This window comes from Hallerella porci (assembly GCF_003148885.1).
GTDB classification, from domain to species: Bacteria; Fibrobacterota; Fibrobacteria; order Fibrobacterales; family Fibrobacteraceae; genus Hallerella; species Hallerella porci.
This window is the reverse complement of the sequence record NZ_QGHD01000008.1, coordinates 33,153-52,834: the sequence shown is the minus strand read 5'-3', so window position 1 is coordinate 52,834 and position 19,682 is coordinate 33,153. Positions and strand designations below refer to the sequence as shown.

Sequence of the window (19,682 nt, the reverse complement as noted above, 5' to 3'; positions counted from 1 at the left end):
CTATCTTTCGTTTATGTTTACTTTTGGCGTTTTTGCTTCGGGTGGCGGCAGTAATTTTAAGGCTATCCTTTCGCATGAAAAAGACGGAACATTGGGCGGTGAGTGCCGCTTTTTAATCACGAATAACGCGGGCTCAGGCGCCGCAGAAATTGCAAAAAATTTTGGCATTCCGGTGTATCATATTTCGGGAAAAACGCACCCGAATCCCGCCGAATATGAACAAGCGATTTTAAAAGTTTTAAAAGAAAATGCGGTCAATTTGATTGCGCTTTGCGGCTACATGAAACGTATTCCCGATGCGGTTTTACAGGCGACAGAAAATCGCATGTTGAATGTGCATCCGTCGCTTTTACCGAAATTCGGTGGCGCAGGATTTTTCGGAATTCATGTTCACGAAGCGGTCATCGCAGCGAAAGAAAAAGAAAGCGGAGCGACGATTCATTTAGTCAGCGGCGATTACGATAGCGGAAAAATTTTAGCTCAAACAAAAGTTCCGGTTTTCGAATCGGATTCGCCGGCGGATTTAGCGGCGCGCGTTCTCGTGCAAGAGCACGCGCTTTATTGGAAAACTTTAAAAAATTACGCTGAAAATTTTTTGCACAAAAACGGAAAAGTTTAAAATGAAATTTGCACTGCCCGAATTTTTGCAAGGCATTTCTTCGCCTGTCGATGGCGAAATCGCTTTGCGCAAAAATTATCCGAATCAAATTATCGTCGGCGTCGATGAAGTGGGGCGCGGACCGTTGGCGGGGCCAGTTGTCGCATGCGCTGCGATGTTAAAAAATCCGACGGCGGATTTCGCTTTAAACGATTCTAAAAAACTCACGCGCAAAAAACGCGAAGCGATGTTTGAAACCGTTAAATCCGAATGTCTTTGTTATGCGATTGCGAGTGCGAGCGTTTCAGAAATCGATGAACTCAATATTCTCAACGCAGACTTTTTAGCGATGCGGCGCGCACTTTCTGCGTTAGGCGTTTCGGGCTTAGAAATTTCCGCTCCAGAAATTCCGATTGAATCCAGCGGAAAAATTCCCGCGGGCGCAGAAATCTTGATTGCGGTCGATGGCAATTTGAAAATTCGCGGAGTGCCTTCGAATTTGCAACTGGCGATTATCAAAGGCGACGGTCGCATCGCAAGCATCTCAGCGGCGTCTATTTTAGCCAAAGTTTTCCGCGATCGCTATATGGATTCTCTCGCCGAAAAATATCCGGGCTATGCCTTCGAAAAAAATGCGGGCTATGGCACGAAAGCGCATTTAGAAGGCATTCAAAAATTCGGCTTTACTCCGGAGCATCGAAAAAGTTTTCATCCCAAAACTTTCATGGAAAACGATTTGTTTTTGAATTCTGAAAAATCGGAATAATTCGGAAATAAAAAAGCACCGCGAATGCGGTGCTTTGAATTTTTCTGGTTATTTAATCCATGGGAAAATTTTGTGCATCATTTTGTGGAAGGTGTCTTTCTTTTCGCTTTCGGCCTTGGGAATGTCGGCGGATTGAATTTCAGAAACGGTTTCGGCGATAACTTCGGTCGTTTCTTCAGCGACCTTAGCGTTTGCATTTTCCGGAATCCACGGCTGTTGCACATTGTGTTCCCAATCGACGCTCGGCGTTGTCGGCTTCGCTGCGACAAGCGGGAGCCCGAGAATTTCGCGGGCGCGGTTTAAGGCAGCGTCAATATTTGCGAGAACATTTTGTTCGCCGATGTCTTTTAAAAGTCCCGATTTCGAAAGGGCGACGATCGGCTGCGAATGCACACCCGAAAGGAGAAGTTGCGTTCCTTCGGCGCGGCACTTTGCGAGTAAACCTTCGATCATTTGAACTCCCGCTGCATCGATAGAAGGCACTTGGCGCATCCGCAGAATTAAAATTTTCGGATGGCTGCTCGTCATATCGAGAGCGGTTTTAAATTTTTCAACAGCGCCAAAGAAAAGCGAACCCATGATTTCGAAAACAGCAACGCCGTGCGGAACATGACGGCTTCCGATATTATTCGGGTCAGCGAGTTCTTCATCATCTTGCTTCAAGTCATCGTCTTCCATCACGCATTCGACTTCTGCGACATCGGACATGCGACGGATAAAGAGAATTGCCGCGAGGAGAACGCCGACTTCAATTGCAATCGTCAAATCCATAACGACGGTAAGCACAAACGTGACGAGCAAAACGGTTACATCGCTTTTCGGAGCGCCTTTAATCAACTTGATGAAATTTTTGTAACCGCACATATTAAATGCTACTTGGAAAAGTACCGCAGCGAGCGCCGCCATCGGAATCATCTCGGCGTATTTTCCAAAAATCAGCATAATCAAAAGAAGAATGACCGCGTGAATTAAGCCCGAAATCGGACTCACGGCACCATTTTTAATATTCGTCGCGGTACGCGCAATCGCACCGGTCGCAGGAATTCCGCCGAAAATCGGAGAAAGCACATTCGCAATGCCTTGCCCGACAAGTTCTGTATTGGAACGGTGGCGTGAACCGGTCATGCCGTCCGCGACAACTGCCGAAAGCAAAGATTCAATCGCTCCGAGAATGGCAATCGTTAACGCAGGCTGGAACACTTGTCGCATCATATCCAAGCCGATATTTGGCAAATGCGGAGTCGGAAAACCAGTCGGAATGGAATTCTTTGAACCGATTGTCATCACACCGTGCGCTTCATCCCAGCCGAGGATTTTTACCAAAGCGGTAGCAAAAATAATTGCGATTAAAGAGCCCGGAACTTTCGTCGTAATTTTTGGCCACAAGAAGCAAATCGCCAAAGCGATGATGCCGATAATGACCGCATACAAATTCGTCGTGTCCAAAGATTTTGCGTATAAAGTCACTTTGCCAATCGCATCAGCGGGTTCTTTCGCCCCCATGAATTGAAGCCCGAGAAAATTCGGCACCTGCCCGAGTGCAATGATAATCGCAATTCCCCCGGTAAAACCGACGGTCACGGGGAACGGAATAAATTTGATGATACCGCCGAGTTTTGCAATGCCGAAAATGATGAGCATTACGCCCGCCATTAAAGTCGCCGTCGCAAGGCCATCGTAACCGAATTTGGCGACGATGCCGTAAACGATTACAATGAAAGCGCCCGTCGGCCCGCCGATTTGGAAGCGGCTACCGCCGAAGAATGAAATTGCAAAGCCCGCGATAATCGCCGTATAAAGGCCTTGTTCGGGACCAACTCCCGAAGCAATCGCAAATGCAATCGCCAGAGGAAGCGCTAAAATTCCGACGATTAAACCGGACATCAAATCTTTCGTGAAGTCCTGTTTGGTGTAACCTTTGCGGAGCTGTTTGAAGAGTTCGGGAGTGTAATGAGGGAGCTTTGGCATAAGTGCTGCCAAATTTAGGAAAAGTCCGATTTGTTTTAAAGAGTTTACAAAAATAAAATTTACGGAAAATTTCGGACCCCTCTTTCCGCATGTCTAAATTTTCATTTTTTTATTAGCGCATCAAAATTGATATCTGAAACTTGTTCAGCGATGATATCGGGCTGACGAGCTAAGCGTTGCACATCGCGGGCTTTTGTTTCGCCGCAGAGGACGAGCGCAAAATGGCAGCCGGCGCGAATTGCGAGTTCAAAATCGGTATATAAACGGTCGCCGACAAATAAAATTTCTTCGGGCTTTAAAGTTTCTGTTAACGGCGAAAGCATCTCGGGATTAGGCTTCCCAAAAATATGCGAAGGTTCTCGGCCTGTCGTCGCTTTGAACATCGCCATAAAACTGCCGATATCCGGAACGGGTCCGAGTTCATCGGGGCAAACGAAATCTGCATGCGTGACCCAAAAATCGGCGCCGCGTTCTAATCGCCACGAAACTTCGCAAAGGTCGCGGTAATTAAAAGAAGAATGATACGCGACGAGAACGAGTTCTGTTTTATCGAGCGGAGCGTGGAGATTCAAAGACGGATCTTCCGAAGCGACCCATTCTTCCACTTCGGGATTTGCAAACAGATAAATATTTTTAATTCCGCGCTTATGAATTTCCGAAAGTGCAAAAGTCATCGCCGACAAAATGCTTTGATGATTTTGAATGGGAAGTCCCATGCGCAAAAGGCGATTCGTATAAAAGACGAGCGATTTGCTGGTATTATTCGAGAGATAATAAACGGGAACTTTTTCGGCGACAGCGCGGACCGTTTCAACCGCACGCGGATAAGGTTTTCCCGAAAGGTAAAGAGTTCCATCTAAATCGAATACAACAGCTTTGATTTGCATAAGCGCAATTTAGTATTTATCTTTGCACCATGAAATCTCCCGACACTCGATTTTATGTTCCAAACTTGGTCATCGGTTCTCAAGAACTTTCGCCCGATGAAAGTTCGCACGCTATCCGCGTTTGCCGCGCCCGCGAAGGCGACGGCTTAAATTTAACCGATGGCAAAGGCCATTTTGCATTGGGCATTGTCGAAAAAGCCGATGCGAAATGCACGCAAATTCGCGTGGAAAAAATCGAAGATTCGCCTCGCCCGAAACCGCTTTTGCATTTGGGAATCGCTTGCCTTAAAGATGACGCAAACGAAGAAGTCGCTTTGCACGTGAGCGAAATGGAAGTCGGAAGCATTACATTATTTCGCACGGATCATTCCGAAGAACCGAAAGATTCGAATTTGCAAAAAGTCGTGCGCCGCTCCGAATTAAAAGCGCTCGTGAGTTTAAAACAATCGATGAAAGCGTGGCTTACCGAAATCCGCGGGCCGATTCCTTTTGACGAATGGCTGAAAAATTATACGGGTGATATTATCCTATGCGATTTAGGTGGCGAAAAAAATTTGCCCCCGATAAAAAAAGAAACCACCCTTCTTGTCGGTCCTGAGGGTGGATTTTCTCCGCGTGAAATTAACTTGGTAAAGAATTATCAAAATGGCGAAATGAAAATTTTAGGCTTAGGTGAAACGCGTCTCCGCGCAAGAACCGCAGCCATTGTCGGCATTGGAAAACTCGTCTAAGCCGCGAAAAAATCGCGGCAAAATTTCTAACTATTTTTCTCGTTAACGATTGCGCAAACGCAGGAATCGGACCAAACATTTTCTGCGGTTTCGACCATATCGATAATCGCATAAAGCGGAAGAATCACACCCATCACACCGATATTTGCGTTCATCCCGACCATTAACGAAAGGGTTAAAAAGTAGCAGCCCATCGGAACGCCTGCGTTTCCTACAGCAGAAACGACCGAAATGACAAGCCAAAGAAACATCATTCCGAGAGAAAGTTCAACGCCGGTATTTTGCATCACAAAAAGCGACGTCACCAAAATAAATGCCGCGCAGCCGTTCATGTTAATCGTCGTGCAAATCGGGAGAACAAAGCGGGCGATTTCCGGCTTGACTTTTAAATTGTCTTCGGCAGATTGCATCGTCACGGGGAGAGTTGCTGCAGAACTTTTTGTGAAAAATGCCATCATCACAGCGGGCGACATTTTCTTAAAAACGGTGAGCGGATTTAATCCGCGGACAAATAAAATAAGCGGCAGCACGATGAAGAATTGAATCGCATTTCCGCCGAGAACAACAGCGATATATTTTCCGAGAGAATCGACGACAATTCCCGCGTTCATTTGATTGGAAAGTTGAGCCGCGAAAGCGACAATGCCGAGCGGAAGCGCCCAAACCAAAGCGCGAATCAAAGTGAAGAGAAGTTCGCGAAGCCCGAGAATTCCTTTTAACAAAGTGGATTTATTTTCGGATTCGGGCATAAAGGCGAGGCCTAAACCGACTGCCGCTGCGACGATTAAAATGCCGAGAACATTTCCGCTTAAGAATGGATTCACCACATTATTCGGGATGACGCCGAGGATGTGATCGTAATACGAAAGGGTTTCCAAATTTTTCGGGACTTCGGCAAATCCTTCCGAAACGAGACTCTGCGGAAGAGTTCCCGGTTCAATTATGGTATAAAGCAAAAGCCCGACGAACGCTGCCGCAAAAGTCGTGAGCAGCGTATAAAAAATTGTATGCGCAAAAATGCGCCCCGTGCTCTTTTTTAAGCCGAGCATCGAAAGAGTTGTCGTGAGCGCAATCGCAATCGTCGGCACTGCGATGAATTGAAAAAGCCGCGTGTAAACCGAAGCGATGAAATTGAAAAATTGCATCAGACCTTCGGAATTGAGAAGCCCGAGTCCCGCGCCGAGAATTAGTGCGGAAAGCCAAATGATGACTTGTTTTTTCTTAAATGTTTTGACTTGAGTCATAAAAATCCTTTTTTAGAATCTGCGCAATTTTTCCATTTGATTTTTTATGCGCCTAAGGCGTATGCGAGACCGTAACCGCCAAAGACGAGCCAGACGAAAAGAATCGTCGCCAAAATAAATGGCTTCGGACCGGCTTGTTTGAATTTATCGAGACTCGTTTCTGTACCGAGAGCGGTCATCGCCATCGAAAGGAAGAAAGTATCGACTGTTTCAATTCCCTTGAGAAGGCCAGTGCCAAAGAGTCCAAACGAATTGAAAATTACGACAGCGAGGAATCCAAAGGCAAACCAAGGAACAGCGATTTTGCGTTTTGTATTTGCAGAGTCGCCTTTTTCATCGTCCGATTTTAAGCGGCCTGCGACAAAGAAAGCGAGAACGAGAAGAACCGGAACGAGGAACATCACGCGAATCATTTTCACGACAATCGCATTGGCAGCGATGACCGCATCGCCCGTAGCATTTCCGGCACCGACGGCGTGCGCCACTTCGTGAATCGTTGAACCGATGTAAAGGCCTGTATTTTCGGGGCTCAAATGAAGAATACCATTCCGATAAAGAATCGGGTAAAGGAACATCGCAAGAGTTCCGAAAAGCACGACGGTCGAAACGGCGACCGCAGTCTTATACGGTTTACTTTTGATAGCGGCTTCGGCACCGAGAACGGCAGCAGCTCCGCAGATAGCGCTTCCACAAGAAGTGAGAAGAGCGGTTTCTTTATCCATCTTCATGCATTTTGCGCCGATGAAGTAACCGCCGACAAGAGTCACGGAAACAATAATGGCGTCGACCATCAGAGCCGGAATTCCCACATCGATAATTTGTCCAAAAGTCAAACGGAAGCCGTAAAGGATGATGCCCAACCGCAGAATTTTTTTGGAGCAGAACGCAACACCGGGCGCCCAAGATGTAGGTGTAAATTTGCGCAAGGTATTCGCATAAATAATACCGAGCAAGAGACCGACGATAAGCGGGCTCAAAGACAAGGCTTTGACCGCAGGAATTTCGGCGATGAAGAAGGCGATTTCCGTTATCAACGCGATAAAGAGAATTCCAAAGAAGAAGTTCCGTTTATTTTCGCTGAGCATAAAGCACCTCATTTTTTGTGCGCAAATTTAAAATAGGAAGGAGGAAAAAATGAGGAATGAGATCTTAGAACTTAGAGTTTAGAGCTTAGAGATTTCTAAGATCAAAGTTCTTACCGAGGCCTCCGCTAGTATGCTAGCAAATCAAATGAAGGTTTCCGAGGTCTCTGCTAGCTTGCCAGCAAATCAAAAGAAGGCTTCCGAGGCCTCCGCTAGCTTACTAGCGTTTTTTAGACGCTTCTCCTGCGTGCCATCATCTTCATTTCTCATTTAAAAGTGTTCCCGCAGCGTTGCAAGGACGAATTTAACGTGTTAAATGGCTTCCCGCAGCGTTGCAAGAACGAATTTGACGTGTTAAATGGCTTGCCGCAGCGTTGCAAGAACGAATTTGACGTGTTAAATGGCTTGCCGCAGCGTTGCATGGACGAATTTGACGTGTTAAATGGCTTGCCGCAGCGTTGCAAGGACGAATTTAACGTGTTAAATGGCTTGCCGCAGCGTTGCAAGAACGAATTTGACGTGTTAAATGGCTTGCCGCAGCGTTGCATGGACGAATTTGACGTGTTAAATGGCTTCCTGCAGGCGGAGCACGGCACAGAGGTGCGCCTCATACCTCATTTCTAATTAACTACATTGTTCTTGGAGGTTTTATGAAACTTTTGACGAAAACAGCTTGTGCTTTGGCTTTTGCAGCGACCGCGGCAATGGCTGGTGAATCTTTTGGCGGTATCGGTGTCACCATTTATGCAACGGATGACGGCGTTCGCGTTGTCGAAGTCATTCCGGGTTCACCGGCTTTCGAAGCGGGACTCGAAAAAGACGACCGCATTATCGCGGTGGACGGCAATTCTCTCGCGGGAAATGACCTCGAAGAATCGAAGGACATTCTCCGCGGCACCGTCGGAAAGCCCGTTGAACTTTCCATCGTCCGCGAAAAAGAAAAGATGTCGGTGACTTTACGCCGCGCACAAATTGCGGTGAACGAAATCGACGCGGCTTCTGTGCAAGAATGGTATGACGGATCCTCTTCGAAGGCTTATTCTGCCGCAGAAATCGCAGAAGTTGCCCGCAAAAATCTCGGCGAAAATTATGAACTTCTCTCGGTGATGAAAGAAGGTCGCGTTATCCCCGAAGATATGACCGTCGGCGCTTCAGAACTTTCGGCTGTCGCCATTGAAAAAGCGGATGCTTCTTTCGAAATGCCGCAGACAAAATCGCAAGTCCGTTCGGCGGGTTCTCTCAAAGGATTTAACCGCAACCAAGTTTCCTTTGACCTAAAACGCGAAGGCTCTGCTATCATTCGCATTGTGAGCGCAAACGGCGAAGAACTGGCGCGCTTAACAGCGGATCACGCCAAAGCGGGATTCCAAACTCTCACTTGGAATGGCAAGAACGCAGCCGCTGGCCGTTACATTGTTCACATCGAACAAAACGGCGCATCTTCTGCAGCCGCAGCCGAATTGAAGTAATTTTGCAAAGCCTTTTCGCTTTCTAAATTTTACTCGTTACGAATTTCTCATAGCACGCCGTGGGCGTGCTTTTTCTATACTTGCGCTGTGATATTTCGCACATTTCAGCCAAGGCACCTCTGGCGCGTAGTTTTCTATGCGCTTTTTCTCGTGTCTTTGGGATTTGCGCAAGAACTCACCAAAATCGATCTCCCCGAAAGAGCAGAACCCGATACGACTTCAAAAGATTCGTCAGCGGGCGATTGGTTTGGCTCGGCAAATGATTCGACGCAAACGGATACGATAGAATATCACGCTGTCGATTTACAATACGACGTGGAAACATCCACATTCAATTTGAATAATAAAGCGCAATTAAAATATCGGACAGCGACATTGGACGCCGATACCGTTTTATTTAATCAGAAAGATCAAGTGCTTCAAGCGAGCGGGGATCCGGTTTTACGCGAAACGAAAAATCCTTCTCTCGCCGGCTATCGGATGAAGTACAATATGAAAACGCGGGTCGGGGAAATTTATTACGCGACGACATTCCAAGATAATAATCAGCTCAACGGCATGGAAGTGCGAAGGCTTCCCGATTCGAGACTTCTCATCGCCCGCGGAGATTTTAGCACTTGCGACGATACCACGCATCAGCATTACTTTTTTTATAGCCGCCGCATGGTCGTCAAACCCAAAGAAAGTGTGACCGCGCGCCCCGTCGTCTTAAACATCGCAGACGTTCCAGTCGCCGTTCTCCCGATGATTGTAGCGCCTCTCAAAAGTGGCCGCAAATCGGGACTTCTCACGCCGAAATTCGGCGGTGACCAAGTGCAAGGCTTTTACATTAAAAATGTCGGCTTCTATTATGCGCCGAACGATTATTGGGATGCGACGACTTCGGGCGATATCGTCGAAGGCTCTGCGGCAAATTTCGAAAAGACAACTCTCACCGAAACCGTGCGCTATAAATTGCGGTATTGGTTAGACGGTAGCGTGACCTATACGAGTTACCTCGAAGAATTTGACATGGCGAATAGCGGTTACGACATTTCCTTTAATCACAAGCAGAATTTAACTCCCGACGGCAAGCATTCTATCTCGGGTTCGGGCTCGTTTGTTTCGGATCAAACCGTGCGCAAAGAAAACGGACTCGATGCAAAAACGATTCTCAACCAACAAGCGAATGCGCAGATGACTTATTCCGGGCAATTCGGAAAAAACAAAAATCTCACGGTGAAAGTTTCGCAAAATTACAACTTGACGACGGGGCACAAAGAACGGCAAATTCCCGATATTCAATACCGCATGAGCGGACCGCTTTTTGAATTTGAAACCGACGAAGATGAAGTCGCTGAATCTTCGTGGCTCGATAATTTCAATTATTCGTTTACGAATCGATTTAATTTATACGAAAAAATTGCTCCCGATACAATTCGCGATATCGATACCGCAGCGTGGTATTCGGGCTACATCGGAACATTTGCATTGGATTATTCTGCGTCGCTATTCGATGTCATCAACATTACGCCGAAGGTAACATTCACCGGCATGTGGACGGGAAACCGTTGGATCAATCCCGATGATTCTTCGAAGTATTGGCGGCAGCGCAACGGCATCGATCCCGAGCACGATGAATACGGCGAATTCTTTTACAATCACAATTATAGCATTACCGCCGACACAAAACTTTATGGCATTTGGATGCCCGAAATTGGGAGTTTCACCGGAATTCGCCATGTTCTTTCGCCGAGTATTTCTTATACCTATGCGCCCGAAATGGATACGAACAAATACTTTGTGAAGCATCCGCTCTTAGGACAAACGCCGTATCAAACCGAACAAAAAGCAATCGGATTTGGACTTTCAAACGATTTCGATATCAAGTATTTGCGCGTCGTCGGGCACACGAAAAAAAGCGAAGACGGAAAAGATTCGACCGAAGTCGAAGATTCTTACGGCACGCGCAGACTTCTCACGACATCGCATTCGACGTCGTATAATTTTGCCGCGGATTCTTTGCAATGGTCCGATATCAATTCGAGTTTTGGTTTGCAGGTTTTACCGAATTATTTATTCACCGTGCGAACGCGTCATAGCGTCTATCATAAATTCGAAGAAAATCCCAATAAAGTCCGCGTTCCCGAACTCACGTATTGGGCGTATGATCTTTCGAAGACTTTCAATTTTTCGGGAGACTTCAATTCGGGCTTAGCATCGCAAATGGGGAAGTATAAAAAAGATTCTTGGTCTGCGAGTTTGGATTACCGCTATTCTTTCTCGAGCACGCGAGTTGGGAAAAAAGTTTTCCGCGATAATGTTTCGCATTCGACGGGATTTTCGGCATCTCTTCATCCGACGCCAAATTGGTCGATGACTTATTCGACGCGTTACAGTTACACCGAAGGGCGTTTCGCTTCGCATGAATTTACCTTTGATCGTTCTCTTCATTGTTGGATGCTCAATTTTACGTGGACGCCGACGGGTCCTGCGGCTGGCTGGAGCTTTACCGTTTACGTGAAGGATTTGCCGGATATCAAATTGAATGCCGCGAGCACCGATGATACCAAGTAGCGCTTTTCTTTTTACTACATTATTGCCATTATGAAAGTTATTTTACCTGTTGCCGGAACTGGAACGCGACTTCGTCCATTTACATTGTCGCTTCCGAAGTGCTTGCTCCCCATCGCAGGGAAGGCGCTGATTGAACACATCATCGAATCGTATTCATCGTTATCGGTATCAGAACAAATTTTCATTATTGGGTATAAAGGGGAGCTGGTGGAAGATTTCATCCGGCAGCGGAATTTTGCAAATGCACACACCGTGCGTCAGCGCAATCCGCAAGGGCTTGGAGAAGCGATTTCTCTTTGCCTTCCGTTTTTGTCCGATGACGAACCTGTTCTAATTATCTTGGGCGATACGCTTTTTGATGCAGACCTTTCGTTCCTCAAAAACGAAAAAGAAAATGTCCTCATGACCCGCGAAGTCGAAAATCCAAAACGCTTTGGCGTTGCGGTAACAGATTCGACGGGACATGTGACGAAGCTCGTCGAAAAACCCGAAACATTTGTTTCGAACGAAGCGCTCGTCGGCATCTATTACATTACCGATGTCGCCGCTCTGCGCAAAAGTTTAACGCGGCTTATCAAAGAAGATATCCGCACCCGCAATGAATATCAGCTGACCGAGGCGCTCCAAATGATGGTGGACGCTGGATCAAAATTCCGCACAGCACCGATTCGTTCTTGGCTCGACTGCGGCACCGCCGAAACTTTCCTCGAAACGAATGCAAAAATTCTTTCGGAAAAGCCAGAAGTCAATCGGGTATTTCAAGGCAGTAAAATTATTCCGCCTTGTCACATCGACGAGTCGGCGACGATTCGCAATTCGGTTGTCGGTCCCAATGTTTCTGTGGGACCCGAAGTCGTCATCGAAAATTCTAAAGTGGAAAATTCCGTGATTTCAGAACACACTCTTCTCGTGGATTCCGAAATTTCGCATTCCATCTTTGGCGGCGAATCCGAAGTTCGGGGTTTTAAAGGGTCATTACTTTTGGGGGATCATTCCAAAGTCATCTCGGGGGTTTTGTGAAAAACTTCATCTTGGCAAGCGCATCTCCGCGCCGTTCCGCAATTCTTTCTCAAATTAAAATCCCATTTCGCGTCGAGCCTTCTAAGTTCGAAGAAGTCGCCGGGGATCTAGAACCCGAAGATCGTCCGCAGAAATTTGCCGAAGGCAAAGCGTTGGATGTGTCGAAAAAATTCCCCGAGGAATATGTTCTCGGCTACGATACTCTCGTTTACTTAGACGGCGATGCACTTGGCAAACCGAAAGATAAAGCCGACGCTGTGGCGATGCTCAAATACTTAAACGGCAAACGTCACAAAGTCATCTCGGGAGTTGCAATTGCTCGTGGTGGAAAAGTGATTTCGTCCGCGCGCGTCGTGACCGATGTCGTCTTCCGCCATGTGACGGATGCGTTCATCGAAAATTATGTAGAATCGGGCGAATCGTTAGACAAAGCGGGCGCTTATGCGATTCAAGGATTGGGTGCAAGCCTTGTCAAAAGCATCCACGGCTGTTATTATAATGTCGTCGGTCTTCCCGTTGCCAAAACGTTGGATTTGATCGATCGTTTAGGAGATGAAAATGTCTGAGTTAGAAGGAAAAGCGGCTGAAGAAACTCTCGGCGCTTACTTAAAAAGAATCCGCGAATCCAAAGGACTTTCCTTAGAAGAATTTGCGCAAAAGACGCGCATTTCCGAAACTCATCTGCAAGAAATTGAAGCGGGCGAGTGGAATAAATTCCCCGTCGAAGCGTATGTCCGCGGGTACTTAAATTCTATCGCGGTCGCCCTCGATTTGGATATGCCGAAAATTCTCGAATGCTATTCGAAAGAAGTCGGCTCTTCTTATTCGCAGGAATTTGTTGCACAAGAAACTCTTTCTTCGGATTCCGATTCGTTCGCCGGAGGAAAAGTCGGCGGCGGAAAGAGCAGCGTCAAAACGATTATCATCGTCGTTTTGATTTTAGCGGTTGTCTTCTTTGCAGGCATGAACTTTTTGAAGAAAATGGAACAGCCCGCAGCGCCGGCTCCGGTAAATCCAACTCCCGCTGTCGTTGAAGATGACACTTCGTCTTTTGAAGCGACCGTTCCCGATGGCGCAGAAAATGTCCCGCCCGAATCGCTCACCGTTTCTGCTCCCGTCGAAAATGATTCCGCAGCGATCAAAGCGCCGGTGAAGAGCAATTCCGCAACGACATTTGTGACTTCGTCCGATTCGAAAAAAGATTCCGTCGCCGAAGTCGTCGAAACCGGAAAAATCCGCATCGCCATTTCGGGAAATGATTCCGCTACTTCTTGGGTTGGACTTTACCGCAGCTTGAACGATAACAAGGTTTTGAAAGAAGCGAATATTACTTCGTCTAAGTCTGCGATTCGCTACACTTATAACGATACGCTTTGCGTCGTCATCGGCAATTCCGATGCAGTCGGTCAAATGACCGTCAACGGAAAAGTCACCAAAGTGCCGGTGCGCAAAGGTTATGCAAGCCGCTTCTGCTTAACGACGAACGGAAAATTCACAAGGAGATAAAATGCGTCAAGCCGAAATTGTCCGCAACACAAGCGAAACGCAGATTTCTCTTTCGTTAAATTTAGACGAAGCTTCTCGCGGAAAAATTCACACGGGTTCGGGCTTTCTCGATCACATGTTGGATTTATTCCAAGTCCACGGCGGCTTCACTTTAAACGTGGAATGTCACGGCGATACCTACGTTGATATGCATCATTCCATCGAAGACATTGCGATTTGTTTGGGCGAAGCTTTCGTCAAATGCCTCGGCGATAAAAAAGGCATTGAACGTTACGGCTTTTACTTTGTCCCGATGGACGAAGCGCTCGCACGCGTCTGCATCGATTTCTCCAATCGGATTGGCATCGTTTGGAATGTGAAACTCCCGAATGCAACGGTCGGCGCAGAAAATATGCCCGCAAGTCTTTTCGAACATTTCTTCAAAACTCTCGGTGAAAATGCGCGCATGAATTTGCACGTAGAACTTTTCTACGGCGCCGATAATCATCATTGCTTAGAAGCGATTTTCAAAGCATTTGCGCGGGCGGTTGCAAAGGCTGTTTCGCCTTCGCGAAATGTCAAAGGCGTCCCGAGCAGCAAGGGAAGTTTATAATTCAATCGTTAAAGTTTTGGAATTCTAACCGCTTCGCCGGCGGTTAAGTGTTCTAGTTTAACGCCGGGATTGACTGACTGTAACGCAGAAAGAGTATAAAAACGGGGGAGTTTTGCTGCATTTTTCCCGTAAGCGCGGGAAAGTAGCGCAAATAAATCTTCGCCATCTTTGACAGAAACTGTCTTATATTTTGCCGCATTATTCGGGTCAGATTGGAGTTCGCTTAACGCTTTCATAAAGGCATCGGCGAAGTTTTCGGCGTTGTGGACTGCGGGCTTTTCTGTTGAACCGGCAGGGGCGGTGCGCTTTTTAGAATGTGATTTTACTGCCGCTTGCGATTTTGCAGATTTTTGTCCGGGAAGTGTAATCGTCGGAATCGTTCCCGAGTAAATGGTTAATTCTGTTTTTTCGGAATCGGCGTTTGCCTTTAACGGTTCTGCGTGCAAAATAGAATCGAGGTCTGCAATGTAAGCGCTATCGGGCCACGATTGAAGAGTGTACTTTTGATTGATTTGCAACCGATTTGCTTGATTTTCGTTGCCGCAAGCTGTAAAAAGGAATCCCCAAGCGCAGCTAAAAAATAAAAGAGTGAAAATTTTTCGTTTCATAGTGTAAAAATACTATTTATGAATTGCCAAAACGAGAAAAAACAGCTAAATTTGCTTCACCTAACGTTTAATCAGTAGGATTAAAAAAATGAAAAATGGTATTCATCCCGATTACAAACCGGTCGTGTTCGTTGATGCGAATACGGGTAAAGAATTTGTCACCCGCTCCACGAAGCAGTCTGCCGAAAAGAAAGTGATCGATGGCGTCGAATATGGTGTAGTTACTTTGGAAATCACCAGCGACACGCATCCTTTCTGGACTGGCAAGCAGCACCGCGTGGATACCGCTGGTCGTATTGATCAGTTCAACAAGCGTTTTGCTGGCGAAGGCAAGCTGAACATCTCTGGTGCAAAGCGCAAGACTCGCCGCGTCGCTCCGAAGAAAGACGAAGAATAATTTTATTCTTGACGAATTTCAAAAAGACTTCCCACCATCTTGGGAAGTTTTTTTATGAAATCATTTTTTGAAATTTCCCTTTTCATTCTTCGCCTTTTCAAAAATTCATCTTGCCAAAGAAAAGTTATTTTTGTGCCGTGAATCGGCATTTTATTTTCATCCTTTTGCTTGTGCTTTTGCAGCTTTCGTTTGCGCAGGAAAATTGCGTCGATGGAAAAAAGGTGATGCGGATTCGGTATGCGGGGCTTTCTCAGACAAAATCGCATGTCGTCGATCGGGAATTGTTAAATGCGGTCGGCCGAGAATTTTCGCACGCCGATTTTGAAACCGAAAAATTGCGATTCGAAAGTTTGGATTTATTTTCGGAAGTGTCGCTTCATTGTGAACCGAACGCTGACGGTGTGAATTTGGAATATCGTTTTACGGAATTGCTCCGTTGGATTCCTTCGCCCGCAGGAAAGAAGACAGATCAAGACGGTTGGATGCTCGGGCTTGCGCTCGCAAATTTGAATGTCGCCGGAGAAGACATCCGCATCGAAACGCAATATCGCACATCAATTGACCCGCTTTTTGATTCCAAAGAATTTGCCATTTATGCGAGTTCGCCGTGGCTTTTTAATTTGCCGATAGCTTGGAATTTTGAATTTTTGCGCACGGATTCTTGGGATGATTTGCGGAATTTTTATGACCGTTCTTGCTATTTGCATTTAGAGCTCGACGGAAAATTGTGGAATGATTTTTCGTTGATTTGGGCGCCCTCTTACCGTTACGTAGAAGATTACGGTTCGGTTCCCGATTTGGGTGTTGGAATTATGTTAGATAAACGCGATTCTAAATTAGACCCGCATCGCGGCGCTTACGAAGAATGGCGTGTGACGCGTTACGGCGTCTTTTACGATGACGTAGAAAATTACATCGAATATCTTTGGGACAATCGCATTTACATTCATTTTGGACGCTTTATTACGGGAGTTTCTTCTCTCGTACGTTATCGTCCGGGAACGCAAAAATTTTTCGATCGTTTGCATCAAGGTGGCGCCAATACGCTGCGGGGCTTTGAACCCGATTCGAGCATTAACGGTCGGCACGAAGCGATTTGGAATGTCGAAGAACGCTTTGAATTGGTGAAGCGTCGCCCGTTTTCGGTGATGGGCGCAAATTTATTTTGGGGAATGCAAATTGTCGCGGGCGTCGAAGGCTCCTTTCTTTGGAACACGAAAAGCCCTGATTGGGAAGATTACCGCCAAAGCATTTACGGCGGCGTTCACTTCTTAATTCCGGCGTTGGAACGGATTCGTTTTGAAGCGGGCTATAGCCCCGATGGCGGTTCTGTAAAAATTGCCGTGGGTCTCTATGACAAAAATGTAGCGATGCGTTGGCGCTCTCGGTAAGCATAATTTATATTTGAACTATGCCTATCAATTACTTAGAACTGCCGATTGGTCCGAAGTATCCGTACGAAGTGGACTGTGTTGTAGAAATCCCGAAAGATACGAATGTCAAATATGAATACGATGAACGTTATCATGTATTTCGTCTTGACCGCTGTCTGCTTTCGTCGATGAGTTATCCTTGTAGTTACGGTTTAATTCCGAGTACACGAGCCGATGACGGGGACGCACTGGATATGCTGGTCTATTGTTCTTCGCCACTTGCCACGGGAACGGTCGTTTCTTGTCGCGCAGTCGGCGTCTTAGACATGACCGATGGCGGGAAAAAAGATTACAAGGTTTTAGGCGTTCCGCTTTATATTCCGCATCCGATTCGCGATGTGCAAGATGTCGATCCGATGTTCTTAAAAATTACGCGGAATTTCTTCCAGTATTATAAAGAACTCGAAGGCAAGTCGGTGCAAATTGGAGATTGGCTTCCCGCCGAAGTTGCCCGCGAAAAAATCGTCGAAGCGCATCGCAATTTTTTTGCGACACAAGTGCAAGCTCCAGAAACGTGTTATCAAGAACCGGAAAATTCTTCGGACTCCAATCCGAACGCAGACTTGATGATGATTTAATGGCGACGAAATTTTTCGGACAAGTCAAATAGTTAAACAAGTCAATTCCATTTTTCGAACAAGTCAAATAAAAACGCCCCGCTTCGCGGGGCGTTTGCAGTTTCGTCATCGGAAGCAGAAATTATTCTGCAGCTTCCAAATCTTCGTTGCTGATTTCTGCGTTGTGATAAACATCTTGAACGTCATCGTCATCTTCGAACTTGTCGATGATTTTCAAAAGTTTCTGCGCATCTGCATGTTCGAGCTTCACCGGATCATTCGGAATGTAGCTGATTTCTGCGCTGAGCATTTCAATGCCAGCAGCTTCCAAAGCTTTCGTCACAGCGTCGAAAGATTCCGGAGTCGTCGAAATTTCATGCACACCGTCTTCGGTGGTCATGTCATCGGCACCGGCTTCAAGAGCGGTATCCATCACCTTGTCTTCGGGATACTTTTCTGCGTCGACATCGATCACACCTTTGTGCGTGAATGCCCACGAAACAGAGCCAGCTTCGCCAAGGCTTCCGCCGTTCTTGTTGAAAATGTTGCGGATGTTCGAAACGGTGCGGGTCTTGTTATCCGTCATGCACTTGACGAAAATCGCAACTCCACCAGGACCGCGTCCTTCGTAAATCGGTTCTTCCATCACCACATCTTTACCTTCGCCGGTACCCTTGGCGATAGCGGATTCGATGTTCTTCGCAGGAAGGCTCTGGCTCTTGGCCTTAAGAATTGCAGCGCGGAGACGCGGGTTAGAATCTGGGTTTCCGCCGCCGAGCTTTGCAGCGATGGAAATTTCCTTAATGAATTTGTTCCAGGCTTTTGCGCGGGCGACGTCGGTCTTTGCTTTTTTGCGTTTAGTGGTTGCCCATTTAGAGTGTCCGGACATAGATACCTCGGTGTTATCAAAATTTGTTGCTCAAAAATAGAAAAATTTAAGCGCAATTTTATAGCAAATCTTTGCTTTCTTTACGCCTAAAATTCATTTTTTCTGGCTTAGTTTCTCGCTTTGAGGGTTTCCAAGTATTCGTTCATCGCTTTTTTGTAATCGATGACGCCGTTTGCGATGCGTTTCGCCATATCCACTTGGCCTTTTTCGCTATTCATGAATTTTTCTTCATCGGGATTGCTGATAAAGCCGAGTTCGATAAGAGTCGCTGGCATAAAGGCGCCGACGAGAACCATAAATCCAGCACCGCCTGCGCCTGAGCCCATCTTGGGAATTTTTCCTTTTTCGTAGGAGCGGATGACTTTTTCCGTAAATGTGTAACTCGCTTGTTTGTATTGTTCCAAGCGGGCTTGAATTTTTAACCAATCGAGAGGCGAAAGTTCGTCTTTTGAATTTTTATCGCCGTAAGTTTTGGCGACTTTGTTTTCGCGGCGAGCGATGGCGCGGTCTTCTTCGCTTTCGGGATCGCGAAGCACGTAAATGCGGAAGCCTTTTGTCTTCTTTTTGCGTTCTTTGTTGCCGTCAATTGCATTGCAATGTAAACTGATGAAAAGGTCGCCGTTCCATTTATTGGCGAGTTGCGGACGTTCCGAAAGCTGAATAAAAATATCGGTGCTGCGGGTGAGTTTGACTTCGAATCCGTTTGCGGTCAATTCTTTTTGCAATTTTTTGGCAACGGCTAAGACGATATCTTTTTCATTGGAAAAAAGTCCAATCGCACCGGGATCTTTTCCGCCGTGACCAGGATCGATGATAATTGTTTTGACTTCGCGCGAGCCCGCGGGCGCATTTTTGTTCGTGCGAACGGGAACGGATTCTACGACTTTTTCTTTTGCAGGTTTCGTTTCTTGTGCGGTCGATTTTACAGTTGCTTTCTTTTCGGAAGAATCTTTCTTTTGTAAAATTTCTTTCTTTTCTACAGTTACTTCCTTTTGGAGAGCAACTGTATTTTGGGGAGTGCTTTTTGCTTCAACAATTTTTAAAACTTTGTTTGCAGAATCGAGAGTGTAATTTTTGGAAAAGGCTGCGCTAAAAATTTCAATCGTTTCTTGCGCTGGCGCCCAAACCGTATCGTCTTCGTAGGTGGTCGAAGAATTTAATTTGACCGCTTTTCCATTGGCTAAAATATACGGAAACCCGATGACAAAGGAACACGAAAAAGTTTTTCCTTCGGCTTTGAAGCGCCTTTCGACGGGCTGTAGCGAGGTCGTTAAATTTTCACTTTGCGAAAGCGCATCAATATCGACCATCCAAGCGCCGTTCTTTTGCGCAATAGAAACCGCAGCGGCCGCTTCCGAGAAAAGGCCGAAAAGCAAAAC

The 19,682-nt window shown here is 46.4% G+C and carries 20 protein-coding genes; 13 read left to right on the top strand and 7 right to left on the bottom strand.

Annotated features, from left to right (window positions below; translation table 11 throughout):
- The first annotated feature begins 13 nt into the window (after positions 1-13).
- Both purN and B0H50_RS05740 read left to right on the top strand, forming a co-directional pair.
- Positions 14-619 carry a phosphoribosylglycinamide formyltransferase gene (gene purN, locus B0H50_RS05745; RefSeq protein WP_106197750.1) on the top strand — a complete coding sequence of 202 codons (606 nt, stop codon included), beginning with the start codon at positions 14-16 and terminating at the stop codon, positions 617-619.
- 1 nt (position 620) lies between these two features.
- Complete coding sequence (locus B0H50_RS05740; protein WP_106197749.1) at positions 621-1,364, top strand: ribonuclease HII; 744 nt, start codon at positions 621-623, stop codon at positions 1,362-1,364.
- Positions 1,365-1,412: 48 nt separating this feature from the next.
- On the opposite strand, the gene B0H50_RS05735 is transcribed toward B0H50_RS05740, so the two are convergent.
- Both B0H50_RS05735 and B0H50_RS05730 read right to left on the bottom strand, forming a co-directional pair.
- Positions 1,413-3,332 (bottom strand): SulP family inorganic anion transporter, encoded by a 1,920-nt coding sequence (locus B0H50_RS05735; RefSeq protein ID WP_106197748.1) that lies wholly within the window; start codon positions 3,330-3,332, stop codon positions 1,413-1,415.
- A gap of 101 nt (positions 3,333-3,433) precedes the next feature.
- Positions 3,434-4,219, bottom strand: a complete 786-nt coding sequence (locus B0H50_RS05730; protein WP_106197747.1) for an HAD-IIA family hydrolase — start codon at positions 4,217-4,219, stop codon at positions 3,434-3,436.
- Between the two features lie 29 nt (positions 4,220-4,248).
- On the opposite strand from B0H50_RS05730, the gene B0H50_RS05725 reads away from it, so the two are divergent.
- A complete protein-coding gene (locus B0H50_RS05725) occupies positions 4,249-4,950 on the top strand; it encodes an RsmE family RNA methyltransferase (RefSeq protein WP_109587402.1) in 702 nt (233 codons plus the stop codon).
- Positions 4,951-4,976: 26 nt separating this feature from the next.
- On the opposite strand, the gene B0H50_RS05720 is transcribed toward B0H50_RS05725, so the two are convergent.
- Together B0H50_RS05720 and B0H50_RS05715 are read right to left on the bottom strand one after the other, a co-directional pair.
- A complete protein-coding gene (locus B0H50_RS05720) occupies positions 4,977-6,194 on the bottom strand; it encodes a dicarboxylate/amino acid:cation symporter (RefSeq protein ID WP_109587401.1) in 1,218 nt (405 codons plus the stop codon).
- A gap of 44 nt (positions 6,195-6,238) precedes the next feature.
- A complete protein-coding gene (locus B0H50_RS05715) occupies positions 6,239-7,279 on the bottom strand; it encodes a YeiH family protein (protein WP_106197744.1) in 1,041 nt (346 codons plus the stop codon).
- 273 nt (positions 7,280-7,552) lie between these two features.
- Between B0H50_RS05715 and B0H50_RS05710 the strand changes: the two genes are divergently transcribed.
- From B0H50_RS05710 to hisB, 7 genes are all read left to right on the top strand, one after another.
- Positions 7,553-7,900 carry a hypothetical protein gene (locus B0H50_RS05710; protein WP_109587400.1) on the top strand — a complete coding sequence of 116 codons (348 nt, stop codon included), beginning with the start codon at positions 7,553-7,555 and terminating at the stop codon, positions 7,898-7,900.
- Positions 7,901-7,926: 26 nt separating this feature from the next.
- Positions 7,927-8,745 (top strand): S41 family peptidase, encoded by an 819-nt coding sequence (locus tag B0H50_RS05705; protein ID WP_106197742.1) that lies wholly within the window; start codon positions 7,927-7,929, stop codon positions 8,743-8,745.
- A 156-nt stretch (positions 8,746-8,901) separates the two neighbouring features.
- A complete protein-coding gene (locus B0H50_RS05700; protein ID WP_106197807.1) occupies positions 8,902-11,301 on the top strand; it encodes a putative LPS assembly protein LptD in 2,400 nt (799 codons plus the stop codon).
- Positions 11,302-11,331: 30 nt separating this feature from the next.
- On the top strand, positions 11,332-12,321 hold the full coding sequence (locus tag B0H50_RS05695; RefSeq protein WP_106197741.1) for a sugar phosphate nucleotidyltransferase: 990 nt from the start codon (positions 11,332-11,334) through the stop codon (positions 12,319-12,321).
- Entirely contained in the window at positions 12,318-12,887 is a 570-nt protein-coding gene (locus tag B0H50_RS05690; protein WP_106197740.1) for a Maf family protein, read from the top strand. Before B0H50_RS05695 ends, B0H50_RS05690 begins: the two co-directional genes overlap by 4 nt.
- Complete coding sequence (locus B0H50_RS05685) at positions 12,880-13,827, top strand: helix-turn-helix domain-containing protein (RefSeq protein ID WP_158256423.1); 948 nt, start codon at positions 12,880-12,882, stop codon at positions 13,825-13,827. The genes B0H50_RS05690 and B0H50_RS05685 overlap by 8 nt, the downstream gene beginning before the upstream one ends.
- Position 13,828: 1 nt before the next feature.
- Complete coding sequence (gene hisB / locus B0H50_RS05680; protein WP_106197738.1) at positions 13,829-14,419, top strand: imidazoleglycerol-phosphate dehydratase HisB; 591 nt, start codon at positions 13,829-13,831, stop codon at positions 14,417-14,419.
- Positions 14,420-14,427: 8 nt separating this feature from the next.
- Here the strand turns inward: hisB and B0H50_RS05675 are convergent, their stop codons facing one another.
- The gene (locus B0H50_RS05675) at positions 14,428-15,027 is read right to left on the bottom strand and encodes a hypothetical protein (RefSeq protein ID WP_106197737.1); all 600 of its coding nucleotides are present in this window, start codon (positions 15,025-15,027) and stop codon (positions 14,428-14,430) included.
- 88 nt (positions 15,028-15,115) lie between these two features.
- Here B0H50_RS05675 and B0H50_RS05670 point away from each other — a divergent pair, with 88 nt between their 5' ends.
- From B0H50_RS05670 to B0H50_RS05660, 3 genes are all read left to right on the top strand, one after another.
- On the top strand, positions 15,116-15,424 hold the full coding sequence (locus B0H50_RS05670; protein ID WP_106197736.1) for a type B 50S ribosomal protein L31: 309 nt from the start codon (positions 15,116-15,118) through the stop codon (positions 15,422-15,424).
- Positions 15,425-15,561: 137 nt separating this feature from the next.
- The gene (locus B0H50_RS05665) at positions 15,562-16,815 is read left to right on the top strand and encodes a BamA/TamA family outer membrane protein (protein ID WP_109587399.1); all 1,254 of its coding nucleotides are present in this window, start codon (positions 15,562-15,564) and stop codon (positions 16,813-16,815) included.
- 20 nt (positions 16,816-16,835) lie between these two features.
- Positions 16,836-17,435, top strand: coding sequence for an inorganic diphosphatase (locus B0H50_RS05660; protein ID WP_106197734.1), 600 nt, complete (start codon positions 16,836-16,838; stop codon positions 17,433-17,435).
- A gap of 121 nt (positions 17,436-17,556) precedes the next feature.
- Here B0H50_RS05660 and B0H50_RS05655 read toward each other — a convergent pair whose 3' ends face one another.
- Positions 17,557-18,303: a YebC/PmpR family DNA-binding transcriptional regulator gene (locus B0H50_RS05655; RefSeq protein WP_109587398.1), complete on the bottom strand. Its 747-nt coding sequence runs from the start codon at positions 18,301-18,303 to the stop codon at positions 17,557-17,559.
- A gap of 107 nt (positions 18,304-18,410) precedes the next feature.
- Positions 18,411-19,679, bottom strand: a complete 1,269-nt coding sequence (locus B0H50_RS05650) for an N-acetylmuramoyl-L-alanine amidase family protein (RefSeq protein ID WP_233244534.1) — start codon at positions 19,677-19,679, stop codon at positions 18,411-18,413.
- Positions 19,680-19,682: the final 3 nt, after the last annotated feature.